Origin of the sequence: Cupriavidus sp. 2TAF22 (assembly GCF_052115045.1) — a bacterium.
In the GTDB taxonomy this organism is placed as follows: domain Bacteria; phylum Pseudomonadota; class Gammaproteobacteria; order Burkholderiales; family Burkholderiaceae; genus Cupriavidus.
Map to the genome: position 1 here is coordinate 18286 of NZ_JBFRFX010000046.1, position 17489 is coordinate 35774.

General features: G+C 63.0%; 18 protein-coding genes. 5 read left to right on the forward strand and 13 right to left on the reverse strand.

Annotation, left to right across the window (positions count from 1 at the left end; genetic code table 11):
• Positions 1–39 precede the first annotated feature (39 nt).
• The 10 genes from AB4Z48_RS34260 to AB4Z48_RS34305 all read right to left on the reverse strand — a co-directional run bounded on the left by AB4Z48_RS34260 (position 40) and on the right by AB4Z48_RS34305 (position 10383).
• A complete protein-coding gene (locus AB4Z48_RS34260; protein WP_441622312.1) occupies positions 40–1086 on the reverse strand; it encodes an acyl-CoA dehydrogenase family protein in 1047 nt (348 codons plus the stop codon).
• Positions 1083–2243, reverse strand: coding sequence for an acyl-CoA dehydrogenase family protein (locus AB4Z48_RS34265; RefSeq protein ID WP_441622314.1), 1161 nt, complete (start codon positions 2241–2243; stop codon positions 1083–1085). Before AB4Z48_RS34265 ends, AB4Z48_RS34260 begins: the two co-directional genes overlap by 4 nt.
• 18 nt (positions 2244–2261) lie before the next feature.
• Positions 2262–3722, reverse strand: a complete 1461-nt coding sequence (locus tag AB4Z48_RS34270; RefSeq protein ID WP_441622316.1) for an aldehyde dehydrogenase family protein — start codon at positions 3720–3722, stop codon at positions 2262–2264.
• Positions 3719–5263, reverse strand: coding sequence for a class I adenylate-forming enzyme family protein (locus AB4Z48_RS34275; protein WP_441622318.1), 1545 nt, complete (start codon positions 5261–5263; stop codon positions 3719–3721). Before AB4Z48_RS34275 ends, AB4Z48_RS34270 begins: the two co-directional genes overlap by 4 nt.
• 8 nt (positions 5264–5271) lie before the next feature.
• Positions 5272–5706, reverse strand: coding sequence for a Zn-ribbon domain-containing OB-fold protein (locus AB4Z48_RS34280; protein WP_441622320.1), 435 nt, complete (start codon positions 5704–5706; stop codon positions 5272–5274).
• On the reverse strand, positions 5703–6869 hold the full coding sequence (locus AB4Z48_RS34285; RefSeq protein ID WP_441622322.1) for a thiolase family protein: 1167 nt from the start codon (positions 6867–6869) through the stop codon (positions 5703–5705). The genes AB4Z48_RS34280 and AB4Z48_RS34285 overlap by 4 nt, the downstream gene beginning before the upstream one ends.
• Before the next feature lie 4 nt (positions 6870–6873).
• The gene (locus AB4Z48_RS34290; RefSeq protein ID WP_441622324.1) at positions 6874–7695 is read right to left on the reverse strand and encodes an enoyl-CoA hydratase/isomerase family protein; all 822 of its coding nucleotides are present in this window, start codon (positions 7693–7695) and stop codon (positions 6874–6876) included.
• 77 nt (positions 7696–7772) lie between these two features.
• On the reverse strand, positions 7773–8537 hold the full coding sequence (locus tag AB4Z48_RS34295) for an ABC transporter ATP-binding protein (protein WP_441622326.1): 765 nt from the start codon (positions 8535–8537) through the stop codon (positions 7773–7775).
• Positions 8537–9385 carry an ABC transporter permease gene (locus AB4Z48_RS34300; protein ID WP_441622328.1) on the reverse strand — a complete coding sequence of 283 codons (849 nt, stop codon included), beginning with the start codon at positions 9383–9385 and terminating at the stop codon, positions 8537–8539. Before AB4Z48_RS34300 ends, AB4Z48_RS34295 begins: the two co-directional genes overlap by 1 nt.
• Positions 9382–10383, reverse strand: a complete 1002-nt coding sequence (locus tag AB4Z48_RS34305; RefSeq protein WP_441622330.1) for an ABC transporter substrate-binding protein — start codon at positions 10381–10383, stop codon at positions 9382–9384. Before AB4Z48_RS34305 ends, AB4Z48_RS34300 begins: the two co-directional genes overlap by 4 nt.
• 133 nt (positions 10384–10516) lie before the next feature.
• On the opposite strand from AB4Z48_RS34305, the gene AB4Z48_RS34310 reads away from it, so the two are divergent.
• The gene (locus tag AB4Z48_RS34310) at positions 10517–11503 is read left to right on the forward strand and encodes a LysR family transcriptional regulator (RefSeq protein ID WP_441622332.1); all 987 of its coding nucleotides are present in this window, start codon (positions 10517–10519) and stop codon (positions 11501–11503) included.
• Between the two features lie 338 nt (positions 11504–11841).
• Here AB4Z48_RS34310 and AB4Z48_RS34315 read toward each other — a convergent pair whose 3' ends face one another.
• Both AB4Z48_RS34315 and AB4Z48_RS34320 read right to left on the reverse strand, forming a co-directional pair.
• On the reverse strand, positions 11842–13059 hold the full coding sequence (locus AB4Z48_RS34315) for an IscS subfamily cysteine desulfurase (RefSeq protein WP_441622334.1): 1218 nt from the start codon (positions 13057–13059) through the stop codon (positions 11842–11844).
• A gap of 119 nt (positions 13060–13178) precedes the next feature.
• Complete coding sequence (locus tag AB4Z48_RS34320) at positions 13179–13913, reverse strand: TenA family transcriptional regulator (protein WP_441622336.1); 735 nt, start codon at positions 13911–13913, stop codon at positions 13179–13181.
• 239 nt (positions 13914–14152) lie between these two features.
• On the opposite strand from AB4Z48_RS34320, the gene AB4Z48_RS34325 reads away from it, so the two are divergent.
• The 3 genes from AB4Z48_RS34325 to AB4Z48_RS34335 are packed head-to-tail and all read left to right on the forward strand — an operon-like array spanning position 14153 to position 15169.
• Positions 14153–14488, forward strand: a complete 336-nt coding sequence (locus tag AB4Z48_RS34325; protein ID WP_441622338.1) for a 2Fe-2S iron-sulfur cluster-binding protein — start codon at positions 14153–14155, stop codon at positions 14486–14488.
• A gap of 19 nt (positions 14489–14507) precedes the next feature.
• Positions 14508–14828: a ferredoxin gene (locus tag AB4Z48_RS34330; protein WP_441622340.1), complete on the forward strand. Its 321-nt coding sequence runs from the start codon at positions 14508–14510 to the stop codon at positions 14826–14828.
• Positions 14825–15169 (forward strand): 2Fe-2S iron-sulfur cluster-binding protein, encoded by a 345-nt coding sequence (locus AB4Z48_RS34335; protein ID WP_441622342.1) that lies wholly within the window; start codon positions 14825–14827, stop codon positions 15167–15169. Before AB4Z48_RS34330 ends, AB4Z48_RS34335 begins: the two co-directional genes overlap by 4 nt.
• On the opposite strand, the gene AB4Z48_RS34340 is transcribed toward AB4Z48_RS34335, so the two are convergent.
• Complete coding sequence (locus tag AB4Z48_RS34340; protein ID WP_441622343.1) at positions 15159–16070, reverse strand: LysR family transcriptional regulator; 912 nt, start codon at positions 16068–16070, stop codon at positions 15159–15161. The genes AB4Z48_RS34335 and AB4Z48_RS34340 overlap by 11 nt on opposite strands.
• 322 nt (positions 16071–16392) lie before the next feature.
• Between AB4Z48_RS34340 and AB4Z48_RS34345 the strand changes: the two genes are divergently transcribed.
• Positions 16393–17382 carry a tripartite tricarboxylate transporter substrate binding protein gene (locus tag AB4Z48_RS34345; RefSeq protein ID WP_441622345.1) on the forward strand — a complete coding sequence of 330 codons (990 nt, stop codon included), beginning with the start codon at positions 16393–16395 and terminating at the stop codon, positions 17380–17382.
• The last annotated feature ends 107 nt before the right edge of the window (positions 17383–17489 follow it).

The window sequence follows — 17489 nt, forward strand, 5'->3', positions numbered from 1 at the left end:
GTTGTCTCCTTTTTCTTCTCGCCGAGGGATGAGATGGCGTCAACCGGTCCGCGCCGTCGGGGCAAGTTGCGCGAACGCGTCCTCCGCATGGCGCGCGCCGACGGTCAGAGCCCGCCGCAGGTACAAGCCCGCGTCGTGCTCGTCGGCGAAGCCGATCGCGCCGTGGAACTGCACCACCTCCTTGGTGACACGCAGCGCAGCCGCGGCGGCGCGGTGCACGCTCGCAGCCGCAGCCCAAGCCTCGCGCCCGCCGCCGAAGGCGCGCGCCGATTCGTGCACCAGCGCGCGCGTGGCCTTGAGGTCCACGTAGCAAGCGGTGGCACGGTGCTGCAGTGCCTGGAAGCTGCCGATGGGCACGCCGAACTGCCGGCGCAGGCACAGGTAGTCGAGGGCAAGGCGCAGCGCCGCGTCCATCAGGCCGCAGAGGTAGGCGGCGTCGCCCAGCCACAGCAGGTGCCTACCGCTCTGCCATGCCGCCTGCCCGACCGAGCCCGACAGCACACGCGGCGCGTCGCTCCAGGCGGCGTGATCGATGGATAGGTCGGCGAGCCGGCTGCCGTCTACCGCGGCGCGGGTGTTGCAAACTATTCCAGGCAGGCCCCTGCGCAACAGCCGCACCTCGAAATCACGACCCTCGCCTAGTGCCACCAGCCACTGGTTGGCGGCGTCACCGTCCGGCACCAGCGGCGCCCTGACCGTGGCATCCGTCCCGACCGCAGCGGCCGCAAACGCGACGTGCCCCGCGCCCATCATCAGCGTCTGCAACGCCTCCTCGGCGGCGCCCTGGCCTTTGGCAAGCAAGAACGCGGCGGCCATGCCCATCGTCAGCGGTGGCGTCATCAGCGCGCGCCCGGCCTCTTCCGCGACCACTGCGGCGGCCGGGGCGTCGAGCGCAAGTCCTCCATTCGCCTCGGGCACCGCGATGCCTAGCCAGCCGAGTCCGGCGATGGCCTTCCACGTGGCCGCCTCCAATGCCGCACCGCCCTCATGCACCTGCCGTGCACGTGCGGTACCGCCGTGCGTGGCCGCGAAGCCCGCGGCGCTCTCGCCAATCATGCGCAGCTGCGCGGCGTGTTCGGCGTTCATGCCTTGCTCCCAGCGACGGGCAGGCCGAGCACCCGCGTCGCGATGATGTTGCGTTGCACTTCGCTGCTGCCGCCATAGATGCCGAGGCGGCGTGCCTGCAGGAACATTTCCGTGGCGTCGAGCAGGTCGTCGCCATGGCGAATGGCGTCGCGCAGTGCGGCGCCCTGGCCCGCCACCCGCTGCACCAAGTCGAGCAGCAGGTGCACGGTGTCGGTAGCGAGCAGCTTGAGATAGGAGCTGTCGGCGGCGACACCCTGCTCCGCGGCTTCGGCGGCTTCGAGATAGGCGGCGACCAGCGTCTCGACCTCCACCTCGGCCAGAGCGGCGGCCTCGTGCACGCTCTCACGCAAACGGCCTTCCGGCGCGGCGCGCAGCATCATGCGCAGGCGCTCCAGCGCGCGCAGCGCCTGGGCCGGGGAGCCGATGCGCAGACGTTCTTCGCTCAGCACCGCGGTCGCCACCTGCCAGCCCTTGTCGATCTCGCCGACCACGTTCTCGATCGGCACCACCACGTCGTCGAAGAACACCTCGGCAAACTCCTCGTCGCCGGCGATGGTGCGGATCGGCCGGCGCCGGATGCCCGGCGTCGTCATGTCGATCAGCACGAAGGTGATGCCGTGCTGCGGCTTGCCGGCGCTGGAGGTGCGCACAAGCGCGAACATCCAGTCGGCGTGGTGGCCCCAGGTGGTCCAGATCTTGTGGCCGGTGATGACCAAGGTATCGCCACGCAGCTCCGCGCGGGTGCGCAAGCTGGCCAGGTCCGAGCCCGAGCCGGGTTCGGAATAACCCTGGCACCAGATCGCGTCGCCAGAGAGGATCGGCGGCAGGTGGCGCCCCTGCTGCGCCGGTGTGCCGCGCGCGATCAGCAACGGGCCGATGTGGTTCAGGCCCTGCGTGGGAAAGTCAGGCGTGCCTGCGCGCGCCATCTCCTCCATGAGGATGACCTGTTGCACCGGGCTGGCCCCCATGCCTCCGTGCGCGCGCGGCCAATGTGGTGCGATCCAGCCGCGCTGGTAAAGAGCCCTGTACCACTGCATGCCTTCTGCGGGCAGCGGCCTGAAGGTCTTGTGACGCAATGCATCGGGTACATGGGCGGCGAGCCATTCGCGCACCTCGTGCCGGAAGGCTGCTTCCGTGGTCGATTCGGGTCTCAGCATTTTGCAATAGCGGCGGCGTCAGAGGCTGCCGATCTCCTGATAGACATGTTTGATTTCGAGGAAGTCGTGCATGCCCTCGGCGCCATGGAGGCGACCGAAGCCGCTTTCCTTATAGCCACCGACCTCGGCCTCCGCGAAGAGCTTGTTATGCGCGTTGATCCACACCGTGCCGCAGCGAAGTTCTCTGGCGATACGATGCGCCCTTACGCTGTCGCGCGACCACACGCTGGCCCCCAGACCGAAGCGCGTGGCATTGGCCAGCGCGAAGCCGGTGCGGTCGTCGTCGAACACCTCCAGCGTCATCAGGGGCGCGAAGTGCTCGGCCTGAACGGCTTCGCTTTGCGGATCGTCGACTTCGACCAGCGTCGGCGAAACAAACGCCCCATGGGCCGGCAGATTAGCCACCGGGCCGCCCCGCACCAGCATGCGATGGCGGTCGGCAAGTTCATCGACAAGGGCGAGGATCCGGTCGCGGTTTGCCATATCGATGACGGCGCCCATTTGGCTGTCCGGCAGATGGCCCGGCCCGACGGGGAAGTGCCGCATCGCCGCGACCATGGTGTCGCGGAAATCGTCATAAATCCTCCTGTGCACCAGGATGCGGCTCGCCGCCGTGCATTGCTGGCCCGACAGGATTGTCCCCGCTTCGAGGATGGCTGGGATAGCAATGGCCAGATCCGCGTCGTCGCACACCACGCAGGGCGCCTTGCCGCCGAGTTCCAGCGACAGACGCTTTAGCTGCGGCGCCGCCGCGGCCATGATGGTCTTGCCAACGGCGGTGCTCCCGGTATAGCTGACCACGTCGACATCAGGCGAGGCGACGAACGCCTGAGACACGTCGCTGCCAGGCTCATGCACAACGTTGATCGTGCCCGGTGGCAGATCCACGGCTTCAGACAGGCGTTGCGCCACGCGATGCATAAAGAGCGCTGTCTGCGGCGCCGCCTTGACCACCACAGTACAACCCGCTGCAAGCGCGGGGGCTAGCGAGCGCACGAAGAGAATCAACGGCGCATTCCAGGGCACGATGATCGCCACTACACCCGCGGCCTCGTGCGTAATCAGCGAGCGCACGCCTGGCATGGGCTCCACCACGCGGCCGGCCGCACTCCGAGCCATACCGGCGTAATAGCGCAGCTCTGACGCAGCCCCCTCGACCTCGCCGGCCGACTCGCGCAGCAACTTGCCGTTCTCCAGTGTGAGTAACCGCGCAAGCGCGGGAGCATCGTTCTCCAGCCGGAAGGCCATGTCGAGCAGTACCCGAGCGCGCAGACGCGGACTGTAGCGCCAGGCCGTGGTATAGAAGACATGCCGGGCTGCGTTGACCGCAGCCTTCGCCTCGGCCGTTCCCCCAGCCGGTGCGCTTCCAATCAGCGAAGCGTCGGCCGGGTTGGTCGAATCGAAGTACGCGCCCGAAGACACCCACTCGCCTCCTATCCAGTGCGACGCCTTTGCATCCAGACGAAGCTCCATGTTCATGTTACCGGCTGTGCCAGCCGCGCAAGCGCGATCTCGCGCAGATCGGCCTTGAGCACTTTGCCAACGCCGTTGCGCGGCAGCGCGTCGACGAAGAAGACATGCCTAGGCTTCTTGTAGCTGGCGATGCGCGACTTGGTATGTTCCTGGATCGCATCCACGCTCAACGCCCTGCCGGGATGCCGCTCGATGAAAGCGGCCACCGCCTCTCCGAAGATGTCATCGGGCACGCCCACCACGRCCGCATCGGCGACGTCGGGGTGCTCCGCCAGCACTTGCTCGACCTCTTTCGTATAGATATTGAAGCCGCCGCTGAGCACCATGTCCTTCTTGCGGTCGACGATATAGAGGTAGCCGTCGGCGTCGAAGCGACCCATATCGCCCGTGTGAACCCAGCCATCGACGATCGTCGCAGCAGTCGCCTCCGGCCGCCCGAAATACCCCTTCATTGTGGTGAACCGACCTGCCTCGCCGGACCGCACCAGAATCTCGCCGACATCATCGACGGAGACCTGCTGGCCCTTCTCGTCAATCAACTTCACCTGCACACCGGGTGTCACGCGACCGACCGACGCAGGGTGCGTGAATTGCTCCTCGTGATTGAGGACCGTGACAGATCCCACCTCCGTCATCGCGAAGAACGAGTGAAGCCGTGCCTTTGGCAGATGATCGATCATCCGGCGCTTGAGTTCCACGGGAAATGCTTCGCCGGTGACGATGATGTGGCGCAGGCTGGCACAGCGCGCGGCCTGCTGTTCGAGCACCGGCATCAACATGCGCGCGACGGTGGGCACCATGCCGGCAGCACTCACCTGCTCGCGCTCGATGATGTTAACCGCCGCCTGGGCGTCAAAGCGCTCCATTACCACCAGCGTGGCACCCAGGCCCATGGAGTTCATCAGGCGCGCAAGGCCCGTGCGATGCGCCAGTGGCGTGGTGACGAGAAACACATCGTCGGCCGTGACACCCCACTCCACCGCGTTGACGAAGGCATTGCCGATCACGAAGTTGGCGTGCGTAAGAATGGCACCCTTGGGCTTCCCGGTCGTGCCCGACGTGTACAGGATCATGGCGTCGTCGGGCGTCAATGCCAACTCGGGCAGCCGTTCGTCGGAACGCGTCAGGAGCGTCTCGAGGGATTCGGCGCCGGCCACGTCGCCACCGACCGACAAGCGCCGAACACCCATGAACTCGGAAGATAGCTCTTCGATCGCCGCCGCGCTCTCGGCGTGAAACACCAACATGCGCGCCTGGCTGTCCTGCGCGAAATAGACCAGCTCGCGTGGCGTGTTGCGCGTGTTCACCGGGATGACGATTGCACCTAGCGTGAACGCCGCATACATGACCTGCACGAACTCGATGCAGTTGGGGAGGTACACGACGATCCGGTCGCCTTGCACCACGCCGGCGCGCCGTAGCCCGGCGGCCAGGGAACGCGAACTGCAGAGCAGATCCTCGTAACTCAACCGCTTATCGCCGACGACCACGGCCGCCTTCGCTGGCGTGCGCAACGCATGCGCCGCCATAAATTGTTCGAGACGCATGGCGTTCCTTATTCGAGTTCGAAGGCCGGGTACGGATGCTCGGGCGCCAAGTGGTCGATGGCCAGCTTCACGCGCTTGCCGATCGCCATGTCACTTGGCGCGCATCTCAAGACATTGGCGATGATGCGGACGCCCTCGTCCAGTTCGACGGTCGCGACGCACAACGGAATGCGCCCCTCGACACCGGGGCCGGCGATTCGCACCACGGTGCACGCGTAGATCGTGCCCTTGCCGGAGACTTCGCGCCACTCCAGCGTGCGTCGGCCCGTGAAGCCGCTGACCGGCTTCGGATAGTGCTGGAAGCGCTGGGCGACTGTGCAGTACTGCAGCATCAGCTTGCCTTGCGCGATGCCGTCCCAGAACGGCTTGCTGTCGACAAAGACGCCCTGCTTCGGGATCGGGCGGGACGGGGGAGTGTTCATCGTTTCGTTCATGCTGTTCATGCCTCCAGGACCATGGCCGAGCTGGTACCCCAGTTCCGACCGTAGGGAATGACGCCAATGCCGGTAACCAGCGCGTTGCGCGGATCGTTCACCTGGCGGGCGCCGCCTTCGCCGAACATCTGGCGCACGGCTTCCGCAAGGTTGAGCCCGCCGCTTGCGAGTCCTGGCTGGCCRGCGGAAATCTGGCCGCCGCCAGTGTTGAGCGGCAGGTCACCGTCGAAGGAAAGATCGGTGCGCAGCGTGTAGGCCGAGCCCTGGCCGCGCTCGCAAAAGCCGAAGGCCTCGAACTGCATCATCACGGCAATCGTGAAGTCGTCGTAGGGCTGGAACATGCGGACGTCCCTGGGCGCAAGCTCTGCCTTGCGCAGAACCTCGGGGCCTATCCTGGTGAAACCGGACAGCGTGATGTCGGCCAGCGGATCGGCCCCGTTGAAGTTGGTGACCTCCCCATAGGCGACCGGGTAGACCATCTTCTTCAAACCCAGGCGCCTGGCATTCGCCTCGGTGGTGACGATAAAGGCGTTGGCCCCGTCGCAGAACATCACGCTGTCGAGTACGCGCAGCGGGTCCGCGATGACACGCGACTGCATGTACTCCTCCATGGTGAGTTCTTTCTGGAACTTTTTGTAACCGTTCGGGTTGTGCAGGGCATGCGCGCGCTGCGTGATCGCGATCTTCCCCAGCGCTTCGGGGTCCAGCCCGTACTGGTGGATATAGCGACTCATCAGCAGGCCGAAGGTGGCGGGCGGCCCCTGCACGCCCGGAGGGTCCTGGAACTCGCTGCGGTAAGCGCCGTAGTTCGAGCGCCAGTCGGAACTGGGCGCATCGGAGGACATCACGACAGCCAGCTTGCACATGCCGTCGCGGATTGCCGACATGGCACGCGCCACGCCACCCGTAGCCGAGCAGCCGCCGATACCCCCGTAGTTCAGCCATGTTGGTGTCAGGCCAAGCGCTTCGGTCATGTAGACAGCGAAGAACGGATTCTGGGCTTCCGACAAGGCGGTGGTTACCGACAGCCCATCAATCTCACTCTTGTCGATGCCTGTCTTCGCAAGCAATTGGTCGAGTGCTTCCCCGGCCAGGTCATACGCGCTGCGGCCCGTCTTGTAGTCGATGGGAGTTTCTGCGTATCCCCCAATCACGATATCCTTTTGCTTCATGCTCTCACTCTCCTCGGAAATCCGGTGTACGCTTTTCGCGGAAGGCATTCAGACCCTCCTGGCGATCTTTTGTGAAGTACAGCATGAAGGACACATCTCCTTCCGCCGCCATCCCTTCCATGAGCGGAAGGTCCATCCCGCGGTCGATGACCGTCTTGGTAAACATCACCGACAGAGGTGCATTGCCGCTGATCGTGCGGGCTAGTTCGCGCGACTTCTCCAGGGCCATGCCTGCTTCGGTAACGTGGTTAACCAGCCTGTACTCGCGCGCTTCGGCAGCTGTGATGCGTCGACCGGTCCACATGAGTTCCTTGGCCAACGCGGGGCCAACAAGACGCGGCAGCGTCTGCGTGCCGCCGCCACCGGGCATCAGGCCCAGCCGGATCTCGGGCAGGCCGAACTTCGCGTTGGCGCCAGCGACAATCAGGTCGCCGACAAGCGCCAGTTCCAGCCCTCCGCCTAGAGCGAAACCCTCAATGGCGCTGATGATCGGCTTCGAGAAACCAGGGAGTTCCCGGAACAGTTGGTTCACCTTGCGCAGGCGCCGACGCTTGCGATAGAAGTCAAAATACTCGTTGTCACCGATCGTGAACTCGCTGGTGTCGATACCCGTGCAGAAGGCCTTTTCACTCCCCTTGAGAATCACGGCCGCTATGTCGCGACGCGATTCCACCTCGCTCAGCACGCCCAGAATCTCTTCCGCGGTCGTCTCTCGCAGCGAGTTCAGTTTCTCCGGGCGATGGATGGTGATCTCCAACCAGCCTTCTACTTTTTCGACAATGATGTCCTGATGGTCCTGATTTTCCCGATGGTCCTGATGGCTCATGTGATGCTCGCTTTCTCACTTAGTCTGGGTTGTTGTGGCTTTGGCTAGGTCGACCTGGCGGTCGGGTTGCGTGCCCCCTAATGCACAAGTGACTCGCCTCCGATAGCACGCTCGATTTGTTCATGCATCTCGGCCATGCGAGTGGCATCTCTTCTCTGTTCTGCGTCAATGGATAGCTCAAGACAGACCCGGGCAGGTGCCGCGAGCACAATCACCCGATCAGCAATCTCCAGTGCATCTTCAATACGATGCGTGACGAAAACACAGGTCTTGCGTTGCTCACGCACGATCTCGGAGAAATCGCGTCGCAATGTTTGCGAGGTGACGTGATCGAGCTGACTGAACGACTCGTCGAGCAAGATAAGTGCTGGATCGACTGCCAGGGCACGAGCTAGCGATACGCGCTGGCGCATGCCTCCCGAGAGTTCCACAGGGTACTTATTGCATGCGGAACCAAGTTTCACTCGATGCAGCCATTCCTGTGCGCGCTGCTGTGCCTGCTTCCTTGGGTAGTTCAACAACAGCAGGCCAAGCTCGACGTTTTCTTGCGCAGTGCGCCACGGCAGTAGCCGATCCGTCTGAAAGCTAACGGCCAACTTGCCACGAAGTGCCGTGAACTCGCTAGCTGGATCGACACCAGCAACCATTACCGAGCCCGCATCCGCGGTGGCCGTTCCCATCAGCAGCGACATTACCGTGCTCTTGCCGGCGCCAGTTTGACCAAGCAGCGCAACGGTTTCACCCTCCCGGACCGCCATCGAGAGGTGGTCGATCGCCGTGTAGCTGCCGAAGCGCTTTACTACATCGCGCAGTTCAATAATCAGACAATTCGAATCTTTCATTAGCGCACCTTTGCTTCCTTACGCCAACCGAGGAGCCGGCTTTCCGCGAATGTGGCCACCCACTGAATCGCCAGGTTCAATAAGACCAGAAGGAATGTCCACGCCATCACCTGATCAATCCGGAACGTGGACTGGGCGAAACTCATTCGTGACCCTATTCCGAAAGCCGACGCCACCAGTTCCGCGAAGATCACCATGCGAATGGCATAACCGATCACGGATTTTGTCGTCAGGAATATGTACGGGATAATGTGCGGCGCAACCAGGAAGCGCAGCATCTGCCAGCGTGATGGCCGGAAGCTTTCCAACATGTCAATCCATTCTGTCGAGAGAGCACGAACACCTTCGTACACATTCATGGCATAGAACGGCAGCAAGATCACCGTGAGTATGAAGAAGATGCGGGCTTCCGGATCTTTGAACCAGAAGACGGCAAGCAGCATCCATGAGAGCGCAGGAATGCCTGTATCGATCATTACGATGGCTTTCAAGTAGGGGCCGACGCGCTTCGAGGTTCCCATGAGGAGTCCGACAACGACCCCCGTCACGGCGGAAAAGACGATGGCCGCCACAAGTCTCCCGAGCGTGATCGCTATGTGCAGCAGATCGGCCCCGATCAGCTCGGTTAGCGCCCTGGCAATGACTACCGGAGAGGGCATCACGTAGTCGGGGACGTACCCGCTAGCTACCTGCATCAGAATGCAAAGTAACGCCACCACAATGACCAAGGCTTTCGCGTCGCGACGGTCGTGTTTCCTGGCCGTCGTGCTGGACTGCTTGGTCGAGGAATCCAAAGACTCCACTGGGGACTCGGCGACGTTGGTCCCCGTGATATCTGCCTGCTTCATAGCGCAAAGAATCCGTTGTCAACCGTCTTGGCCAGGGCGCCATTGCGCACCAGGAACTCACTCGCCGCGATAACGGAACGGCGGCCCTCTTCTGTCTGCATCGATGCGTGCTTGAACTCCAGGCGCCGGGAAGCAATTGCCGCCTTTAACACATCCGGCGGCGTTCCGGAGTTCACTCCTGCAATTGCGACGGCTTCATCGGGTCTTGTGGTGATGCCCTCAATGCATTGCGCAAAGGCTTTGTTCAACCTCGCGACAAGAGTGGGGTCACGCGCGATCGCTTCCTTGCGAGCCGCAACGCCAAAATAGGGCAGATCGAGATTGAGCTTGCGGCGATATTCTTCGCCAGCGTTGTAGAGAACGCGCATGTCGGGAACGCGCTTGATCCCCACAGATACATTGGGTTCCCAAGTGAGTCCCGCATCGGCGCGGTTGGCCATCACCAGGGTGATTGCGGCGGCTGGATTGTCGACGTTCTGAACGACTGCGTGCTTCTCGATATCGATCCCGCTGAGCTCTTTTACAACGGCACGCATCATGCGGTACGTGCCTGTCGACTGCGGAGCGGCAAGGGTCTTTCCTTTGAGGTCTCTGACAGCGGCGAGTCTCGTTTCCCGCGTTACGATACTGATCATGTTGCCCGTGGTGACGGAGCAAACGTACTGCAGCGGCACACCCGAAAGATAACGGGATGCAAAGGTGTCCCAGCTGCCGATACAGATATCGTAATTTCCCGCAACGAAGTCGTTGTAGTAGGTCGTAACCGATGTGTAGGCCGTGGGTCTTCCCAGCTGGAGACCGTTTGCCCTGTCGATCCCCTTGGCAACCATGTATTCCGTCAGCAAGGTGGTAAAGCCAGGCGCGAGGTTGGCCCATCTAAGCGGCGTTTGAGCCAAGGCACGTGGAATTCCGAAGGCGCCGAGTCCGAAGGCTGCAGCAGGTGCAAAGACGGATGCCTCCTTCAGCAGCGCCCGTCGCGAGAGTGTGCGTCTGTTCATTGGTTGTCTCCGTATTGTTCTTTTCTGTTCGGGCGCATCGGCGAAGCATTTGCGTCCGGTGTCAAGCTGTGGCCAATGGTAGGATGGTGTCTGCGTTCCGAATAGCTGCAAAAATGGGCGGGGCGTTCCAGTTGTGGAACGCATTGCCGGTGCCTCGCTGGAATGTGCAGCGACTTATCCTGTGTTCCAAATTTTCCCGGTCATGGCAGAAAAACTGGATCTCAACTCCCTTCGTCTCTTTTTTGACGTGGTCAATGCGCAGAGCATCACGCGCGCCGCGAACGAGCTGGGTCTGCCCAAGTCGACGATCAGCCGCAAGTTGACGCAGCTCGAGCAACACATGGGGACAGCGCTTTTAAAAAAAGGCCCGAGGAAGCTGACCACGACGGAGATTGGGGCACGCCTTTACGAACATTGCCGCCGCGTAGTGGATGAAGTCGAACAGGCGGGTCTGGATACGCTCGAACTTCAAACAGAGATGCGTGGGGCCCTGCGAGTCAGCATCCCCATCGATTTCGGGGTGTCCTGGATCGGCCGGGTGATATCCGAATTTGTGCTGGCGTATCCCGAGATTGAATTGGAGGTGGATGTGAACAGCCGCACGGTCGATCTCCGTGAAGAGCCGTACGACCTCACCATCCAGCTCGGCCCACTCAAGGACACCGATTTGACCTATCGGCGCATTGCGACGCTCACCCGCGGTGTCTATGCGAGTCCGGAGTACCTGGCTCGTCGTGGCACGCCGTTGGCGGTGGACGATTTGCACAGGCACGATTGCATCATCACCGCTCAGCAACGCCTGGATGGCATCTGGACTCTCCGCAATCAGGCAACGCACCGCTTTGCCACGATCCACGGAAAGGTGGTGGTGAACAATATCTCCATTGCGCGAGAGATGGCCATCGGCCATGTTGGCATGAGCATGCTACCCAACGTCATGTGTGCAAATGATTTGCGCACGGGCCGGTTAAAGCGAGTGCTGGAGAACTGGGAAAGTCCCTCGATGCATGCGACTGCCATGGTCCTGGGCCGGAAGGGAATGCCCAGCAAGATCCGCACCTTCCTGGACTTTCTTGCCGATCGCCTGAACGTAGACGAATCGAGCCTTCGGCAACGCTAGGCGGGAGCCAGTGATCCGGGCGCCAGGAACAGAAGAATGGCGTTGGCCACGCAGATGATCCAATGGGGCCCGCGAGGTTCCATTATTGCTTTTGGGGCAACCTCACTGCCCAAATGCAAAATGCAGAACGCCCCTGGGATCTTTCATCCCCGGGGCGTTTTGCTACTGCATGGTCGCACTCACGCGGCAAAGAACATGTCGTCCCGGGACACCGCGGCATGCCCCCAGGCGGCCCGGGCGGTCACCGGCCTCAGCAACAAAAAGCGCTGATCTCTGGCCGGCAGCCCGCCCGAGCCACCACGATTTCCCCTCTCTTTACGCCAGCCATGGAAGGCTGTTCAGTGCGCCGCCCATTCGATTTTCGAAAGGTCTGTCCCTTCCTGGTACATCTCCCACAGCGGGCTGAGACTGCGCAGCTTCTCGACGCATGCGCGTACCTGCGCGACAACGGCGTCGACTTCCTGCTCCGTGGTGAAGCGGCCGAGCGTGAACCGGATCGAGCTATGGGCCAGCTCATCGCTGCGACCCAGTGCACGCAGCACGTAGGATGGCTCCAGCGAAGCCGAGGTGCAGGCGGAGCCCGAAGACACGGCGATGCCCCGGAGCCCCATGATCAGCGACTCGCCCTCGACGAAGTTGAAGCTCAGGTTCAGGTTGTGCGGGATGCGGTGTTCCAGGCTGCCGTTGACGAAAACCTGCTCGAGATCGCCCAGGCCTTGCCAGAGGCGGTCGCGCAACGCACTCACCCGGCCCGCCTCGGTGGCCAGCTCTCGCCCCGCCAGGCGGAACGCTTCGCCCATGCCAACGATCTGATGGGTCGCCAGGGTGCCGGACCGCATGCCGCGTTCGTGGCCTCCGCCATGGATCTGCGCTTCCAGCCGGACCCGGGGCTTGCGCCTGACATACAAAGCGCCGATGCCCTTGGGGCCGTACACCTTGTGCGCGGTGACGGTCATCAAGTCGACCGGCAAGGCAGACAGGTCGATCGGGAGCTTGCCGGCCGCCTGTACGGCGTCGCAGTGAAAGACGATGCCGCGCTCGCGACACAGGGCGCCGATCTCGCCAATCGGCTGGATCACGCCGGTTTCGTTGTTCACCATCATCACCGAGACCAGGATGGTGTCGGGCCGCAGAGCGTTTCGCAGCACGTCCAGATCCAGCAGGCCGTCCGGGCCGACATCGAGGTAGCTCACTTCAAAGCCCTGCCGCTCCAGTTCCCGGCAAGTGTCGAGCACCGCCTTATGTTCGGTGCGGACAGTGATCAGGTGGCGCCCCTTGCCGCGGTAGAAATGCGCGGCGCCCTTTAGCGCCAGGTTGTTTCCTTCCGTCGCCCCGGACGTCCAGACAATTTCGCGCGGGTCGGCGCCCAGTAGTCGGGCCACGTGCTCGCGCGCTTCCTCGACCGCCGCCTCCGCTTCCCAGCCGAAGGCATGGCTGCGCGAAGCCGCATTGCCGAATCGCTCATAAAGGTAGGGAACCATCTTCTCCACGACGCGCGGATCGACCGGCGTGGTGGCACTGTAGTCCATGTAGATCGGCGTGTCGGGGGCTGGCATGGCGGAAGGCTTTGGGGATATGGGAAGGGAGTCGGGAATGCACTGGCGGCCTTGGCAACGCGCCTGTCGGTCATGCCGGCGCGGCAAGGCCGCGCCATGTGCCGGTTCCCGATGCTGGCTCAGGCAGCGAGCTTCAGGTCAAGCAGCGAGACATCCTGCTCGACGTATGCGCGATACAGCTCGCCCGTGTAGAGCAGGCGCATCTGCGCGCCGTTCTCGCAGGCCTTCAGGCAACGCTGCTGCAGCTCAGGCGTGGTCGCATGTTCCAACACGATCTGGTAACCGCGCTCGCCGTGGATCTCGTCGGAGACGATGTGGAGATCGAAGAACTCTGCCTCTTCGTCCGTGAAGCCATATTGTTCCCGCAGCGCAGGCGCCTGCTTGCGGTAGATCGATGGCACCTGGGACTCCAGCCCGATCACGATGCCCGCCACCGCCACGACGGGGTCTTCCCGCATGGCCATCGCGTAGCACCAGCTCTGCAGCCCGCGCGTGGCTGCCAGCATGTTGTCCGGATTGACGATGCGCTCGCGCGTGGAGCCGCAGGCCTCGGCAAAGCGGATGAGCAAGTCGGTATGGCGGTCCCCGCCGATCTCTTCCTCGTACATGTTCGCCAGCAGGAAGTCCTTGACATCGGTATAGCCATCGGCCGGCGTGCGCGCGTAGATGTAACCCAGGTAGTCGGCAAACGGGCCGACGTACTGGTAGTGGTTCTCAGCCCAGCGTGCCAGGTGCGTGCGGCTGAGCTTGCCCTGGGCCCAGGCCTGGCTGAACGGCGACAAGTTGGCACTTTTGCCCCGCACGAGGTCTTCGAGGACGGTTCGGAAGCTGTCTTTATCGAGCAATTGGGTCACGGTTGTCTCTCCTTGGGGAATGGGTAGTGGCTCAGGCACACATTGCAGCGATGGCCGGGGCGTGCTTCACAGCATAGTTACAGATGATTTAATAATCAATACGTATCATTTTTTATGATACTTATATCAGCGAGTCTGATTTGCGTCAGGCATCTTTCCTCATCTATGCTTTGCAACAAGTTCACTTGCGATGATGAACAGTCAAAGTGAAATCATTTTCAAGAATGGAGAGGAGGCATATGCCGAAAGTGACCTTTCAGAAGGATGGCGTTGCCCACGAGGGCGAGGTGCGCGCCAACAGCAACCTCGTGGTGCGCGCGGGCATCAAGCAGTTTCCGCACCCCCACCTGCGCTACGCCTGCGGGATGGGCAAGTGCGCCAGTTGCGCGTGCAAGGTGGTCAGCGGGGCCGAGCACCTGCCGGCGCCTAACTGGAAGGAGAAGAAGATGCTCGGGGACCGCCTGGAAGAAGGTTTCCGCCTGGTGTGCCAACTCTGGATCAACGAGGACATCACCCTCAACCAGGATGTGGATCTGCGTCCGGCCGTGGCCGCCAGCGCCACGGCACAGGCCTGAACATACCGTGGAGACCCTGATGTACGTGATTCTCTCAAGCCGTGACGGCCACTACCGGACCGAGCTGGATGGCAGCATGGCGCCGGTTGAAAGCTACGACTACCTGTTCTACGGCCGCCGCCGCGCGCGCTTTGTGATCGCCAGCCTGGCGCAGCCGGTCAAGGTCCGCATCGTTGACTGCGGTCCGCCCGAACGCGTGAGCCTGGTTCCCTCGCGACTTTTGCCGCAGTACCCCACGCTGGAAGCGGCGCGCAGCGCGCTGAACGAACTGGTTAGCTTCGGCACGCTCGACGTGCGCCTGGAGCGCAGCGCAGTGGATGCCACCGGAGAGCCCGCATGATCCGCATCACCTTTCTCAGCAATCAGGAACGGGTCGCCGAAGTGCCCGAGAACAGCAACCTGCTGCGGGCGTCGATGCGCCATCAGGGCGGCATCCCGTTCAAGTGCGGCGGGGGCGTCTGCGGGACGTGCAAGTGCCGCATCGAGACCGGTGTAGAGCATGCCGACGCCGTCAAGCCAAAAGAGCGCAAGCATCTCAACGACGCGGATATCGCCGCGGGCTACCGCATGGCCTGCCAGACTTTCCTGAGTGGAGACGCCAGCGTTTCCTGGGAGGCGCGCGCAGTGGCTGCCAAGACCGCCCCTCAGGCCGTCCCGCAGCCCGCCGCCGTCACGAGCTAGCTTGTTCGCCGCCCAGCGCGCGGATGCGCTCGGTGAGCAGCGCGACGAAGGCAGCGGTTGCCGGTGGCAGCGGGCGGCGCGGGTTGGTCACCGCCACGACCAGCCGCGACAGCCGTGGCGACACCACGGTGCGGGCATGCAACCGCCCCTGCTCCAGCAAGGCGCGCACGGCGACACGGGGCAACACCGTCGCCAGTTGCGAGGACTCGACCAGTTCCACGATGGCGTTCAGCGAATCGGTTTCGAATACGGGCGACAGTTCCATGTTCTCGCTCTGCGCGAAATGCTCGAGCAACGTGCGCAGCCCGTGCTGGCGCGTCGGCAGGACCAGCTTCAGCGAGGCCAGCGTGCGCAGCGGCGTCTGCTGCGGCAGCGACAATTCGCGCTGGGCACTGGTGAGCAAGAGCAGGTCCTCGTCAACGATCGGCTCGATCTGCAAGGGCAAGGCGCGCCGCGGGTTGTTGATGATGGCGGCCTCGAGCTGGCCACCCGCCACCCAGTCGGTCAGAACGCTGCTGTAGCCCTCGGTGACCGACACAGTGACGCGCGGGTTCAGTTGGGCAAAGTCGGTCAGTGCGCCCGCCAGCACGCCCTGCGCGATCGAGGCGATCATGCCCACCCGCACATGGCCGCTGAGCTCGTCGTCCACGCGCAGGATCGCCTCCTGGGCGCTGGCAAAGTCCTGCAGCACTGGCTGGAACAGGCGGTACATCTGCAGACCGGAAGCGGTCGGCACCATGCCCTGCGTACTCCGCTCGAACAGCTTCTGGCCCAGCTCCTGCTCCAGCTTGCCGATCTGCATGCTAAGCGCGGGCTGCACGATGCCGAGCCGTCGGGCGGCGCGCGTCACACTGCCTTCCTCGAACAAGCAGGCGAAATATTGGATCTGCCGGAACTCCATCGTTTCTCCTTGACACGCCGATGGGCAATTCTACTGATTTTTCCCTGCTTCAAATCAGAATTTCTGATGTGCCCGGCGAGCGGCAGTCCTCGCCACCCAGCCATATTGCCCAAGAATGCGACCAATCATCACATCATTAATATTGATATACACCATCATACATGATTATTTGACGTGATATTAGGTTGGATCTAGAATCGATTCACAACATGCCGGATCCCACGGGCAGACAGCGCGGCATCGGTTCCACGACGCAGGCCGCGCCAGCGCGCGGCGACGCGCCAACAGACAAGACAAGACAAGATCGACTGGAGACAACCCCATGCGCTTTACCCGCCCCTTCCGCATCGCCACCTGCCTCATGTTCGGCGCGCTCGCCCTGAACGGGCGCGCCACCGCAGCGGACGCCCCCGCCAGCTATCCGGCGAGCACCGTGCGTATCGTCGTCCCCTACCCGCCAGGCGGTTTCAACGATACCCTGGGCCGCGTCGTCGCCAACGAACTGTCGAGGACCTGGGGCAAGCCGGTCATCGTCGACAACAAGCCGGGAGCCGGCACGATCCTGGGTACACAGGCAGTGGCCCGCGCCCCGGCCGACGGTCTCACGGTGCTGGTGGCGCAATTCCCCTTCGCCGCCAACCCCTGGCTGTACCAGAAGCTGCCCTACGACAGCATGCGGGACTTCACGCCGGTCGTACTCGCCGGCCATTCGCCGATGCTGCTGGTCGTCAACGCCGGCTCCAAGGTGCGCTCCGTCAATGACCTGCTGAGCGCAGCCCGCGCGGCACACGGCAACCTGCCGTACGGCTCCTCGGGCAGCGGTTCGTCCAATCACCTCGCCATGGCGTACTTTGCGCGGATGGCGAAGGTCGAAATGAACCAGGTGCCTTACAAAGGCAGCACGCCAATGCTGACGGATCTCGCGGGCGGACAGGTGGAAGTCGCGTTCGACGCCCTGCCGCATGCCCTGCCGTTCATCCAGTCGGGCAAGCTGCGGCCTATCGCCATCGCCGATGCGAACCGCTCGAGCCTGATGCCGGACATCCCGACCGTGGCCGAGAGCGGCGTGCCGGGATACGACGTGTCGTCGTGGCATGGCTTCATGGTGCGCACGGGCACGCCGCAAGCGATCGTCGACAAGCTCAACGCCGACATCAATGCCATCCTCCGGCGCCCGGAAATCCAGAAGCAGTTCGCGACGCACGGTGTAGCCGTCGACGGCGGTAGCCCGGCCCAGTTCCAGGCCTTCATCGGCCACCAGATGGTGCTGTGGAAACGCGTGGTCGCGGATGCACACATCCCTGCTCAGTAACCGCGAACTCGTGCGCTAGCCCCGAGCGCACGGCTTCCCGGCATCGTCCCCTCCCGCCGTTTCGCGCATTTCGCGCGGGCGGGTGGCAACGTTCATCCCAGCCTTTC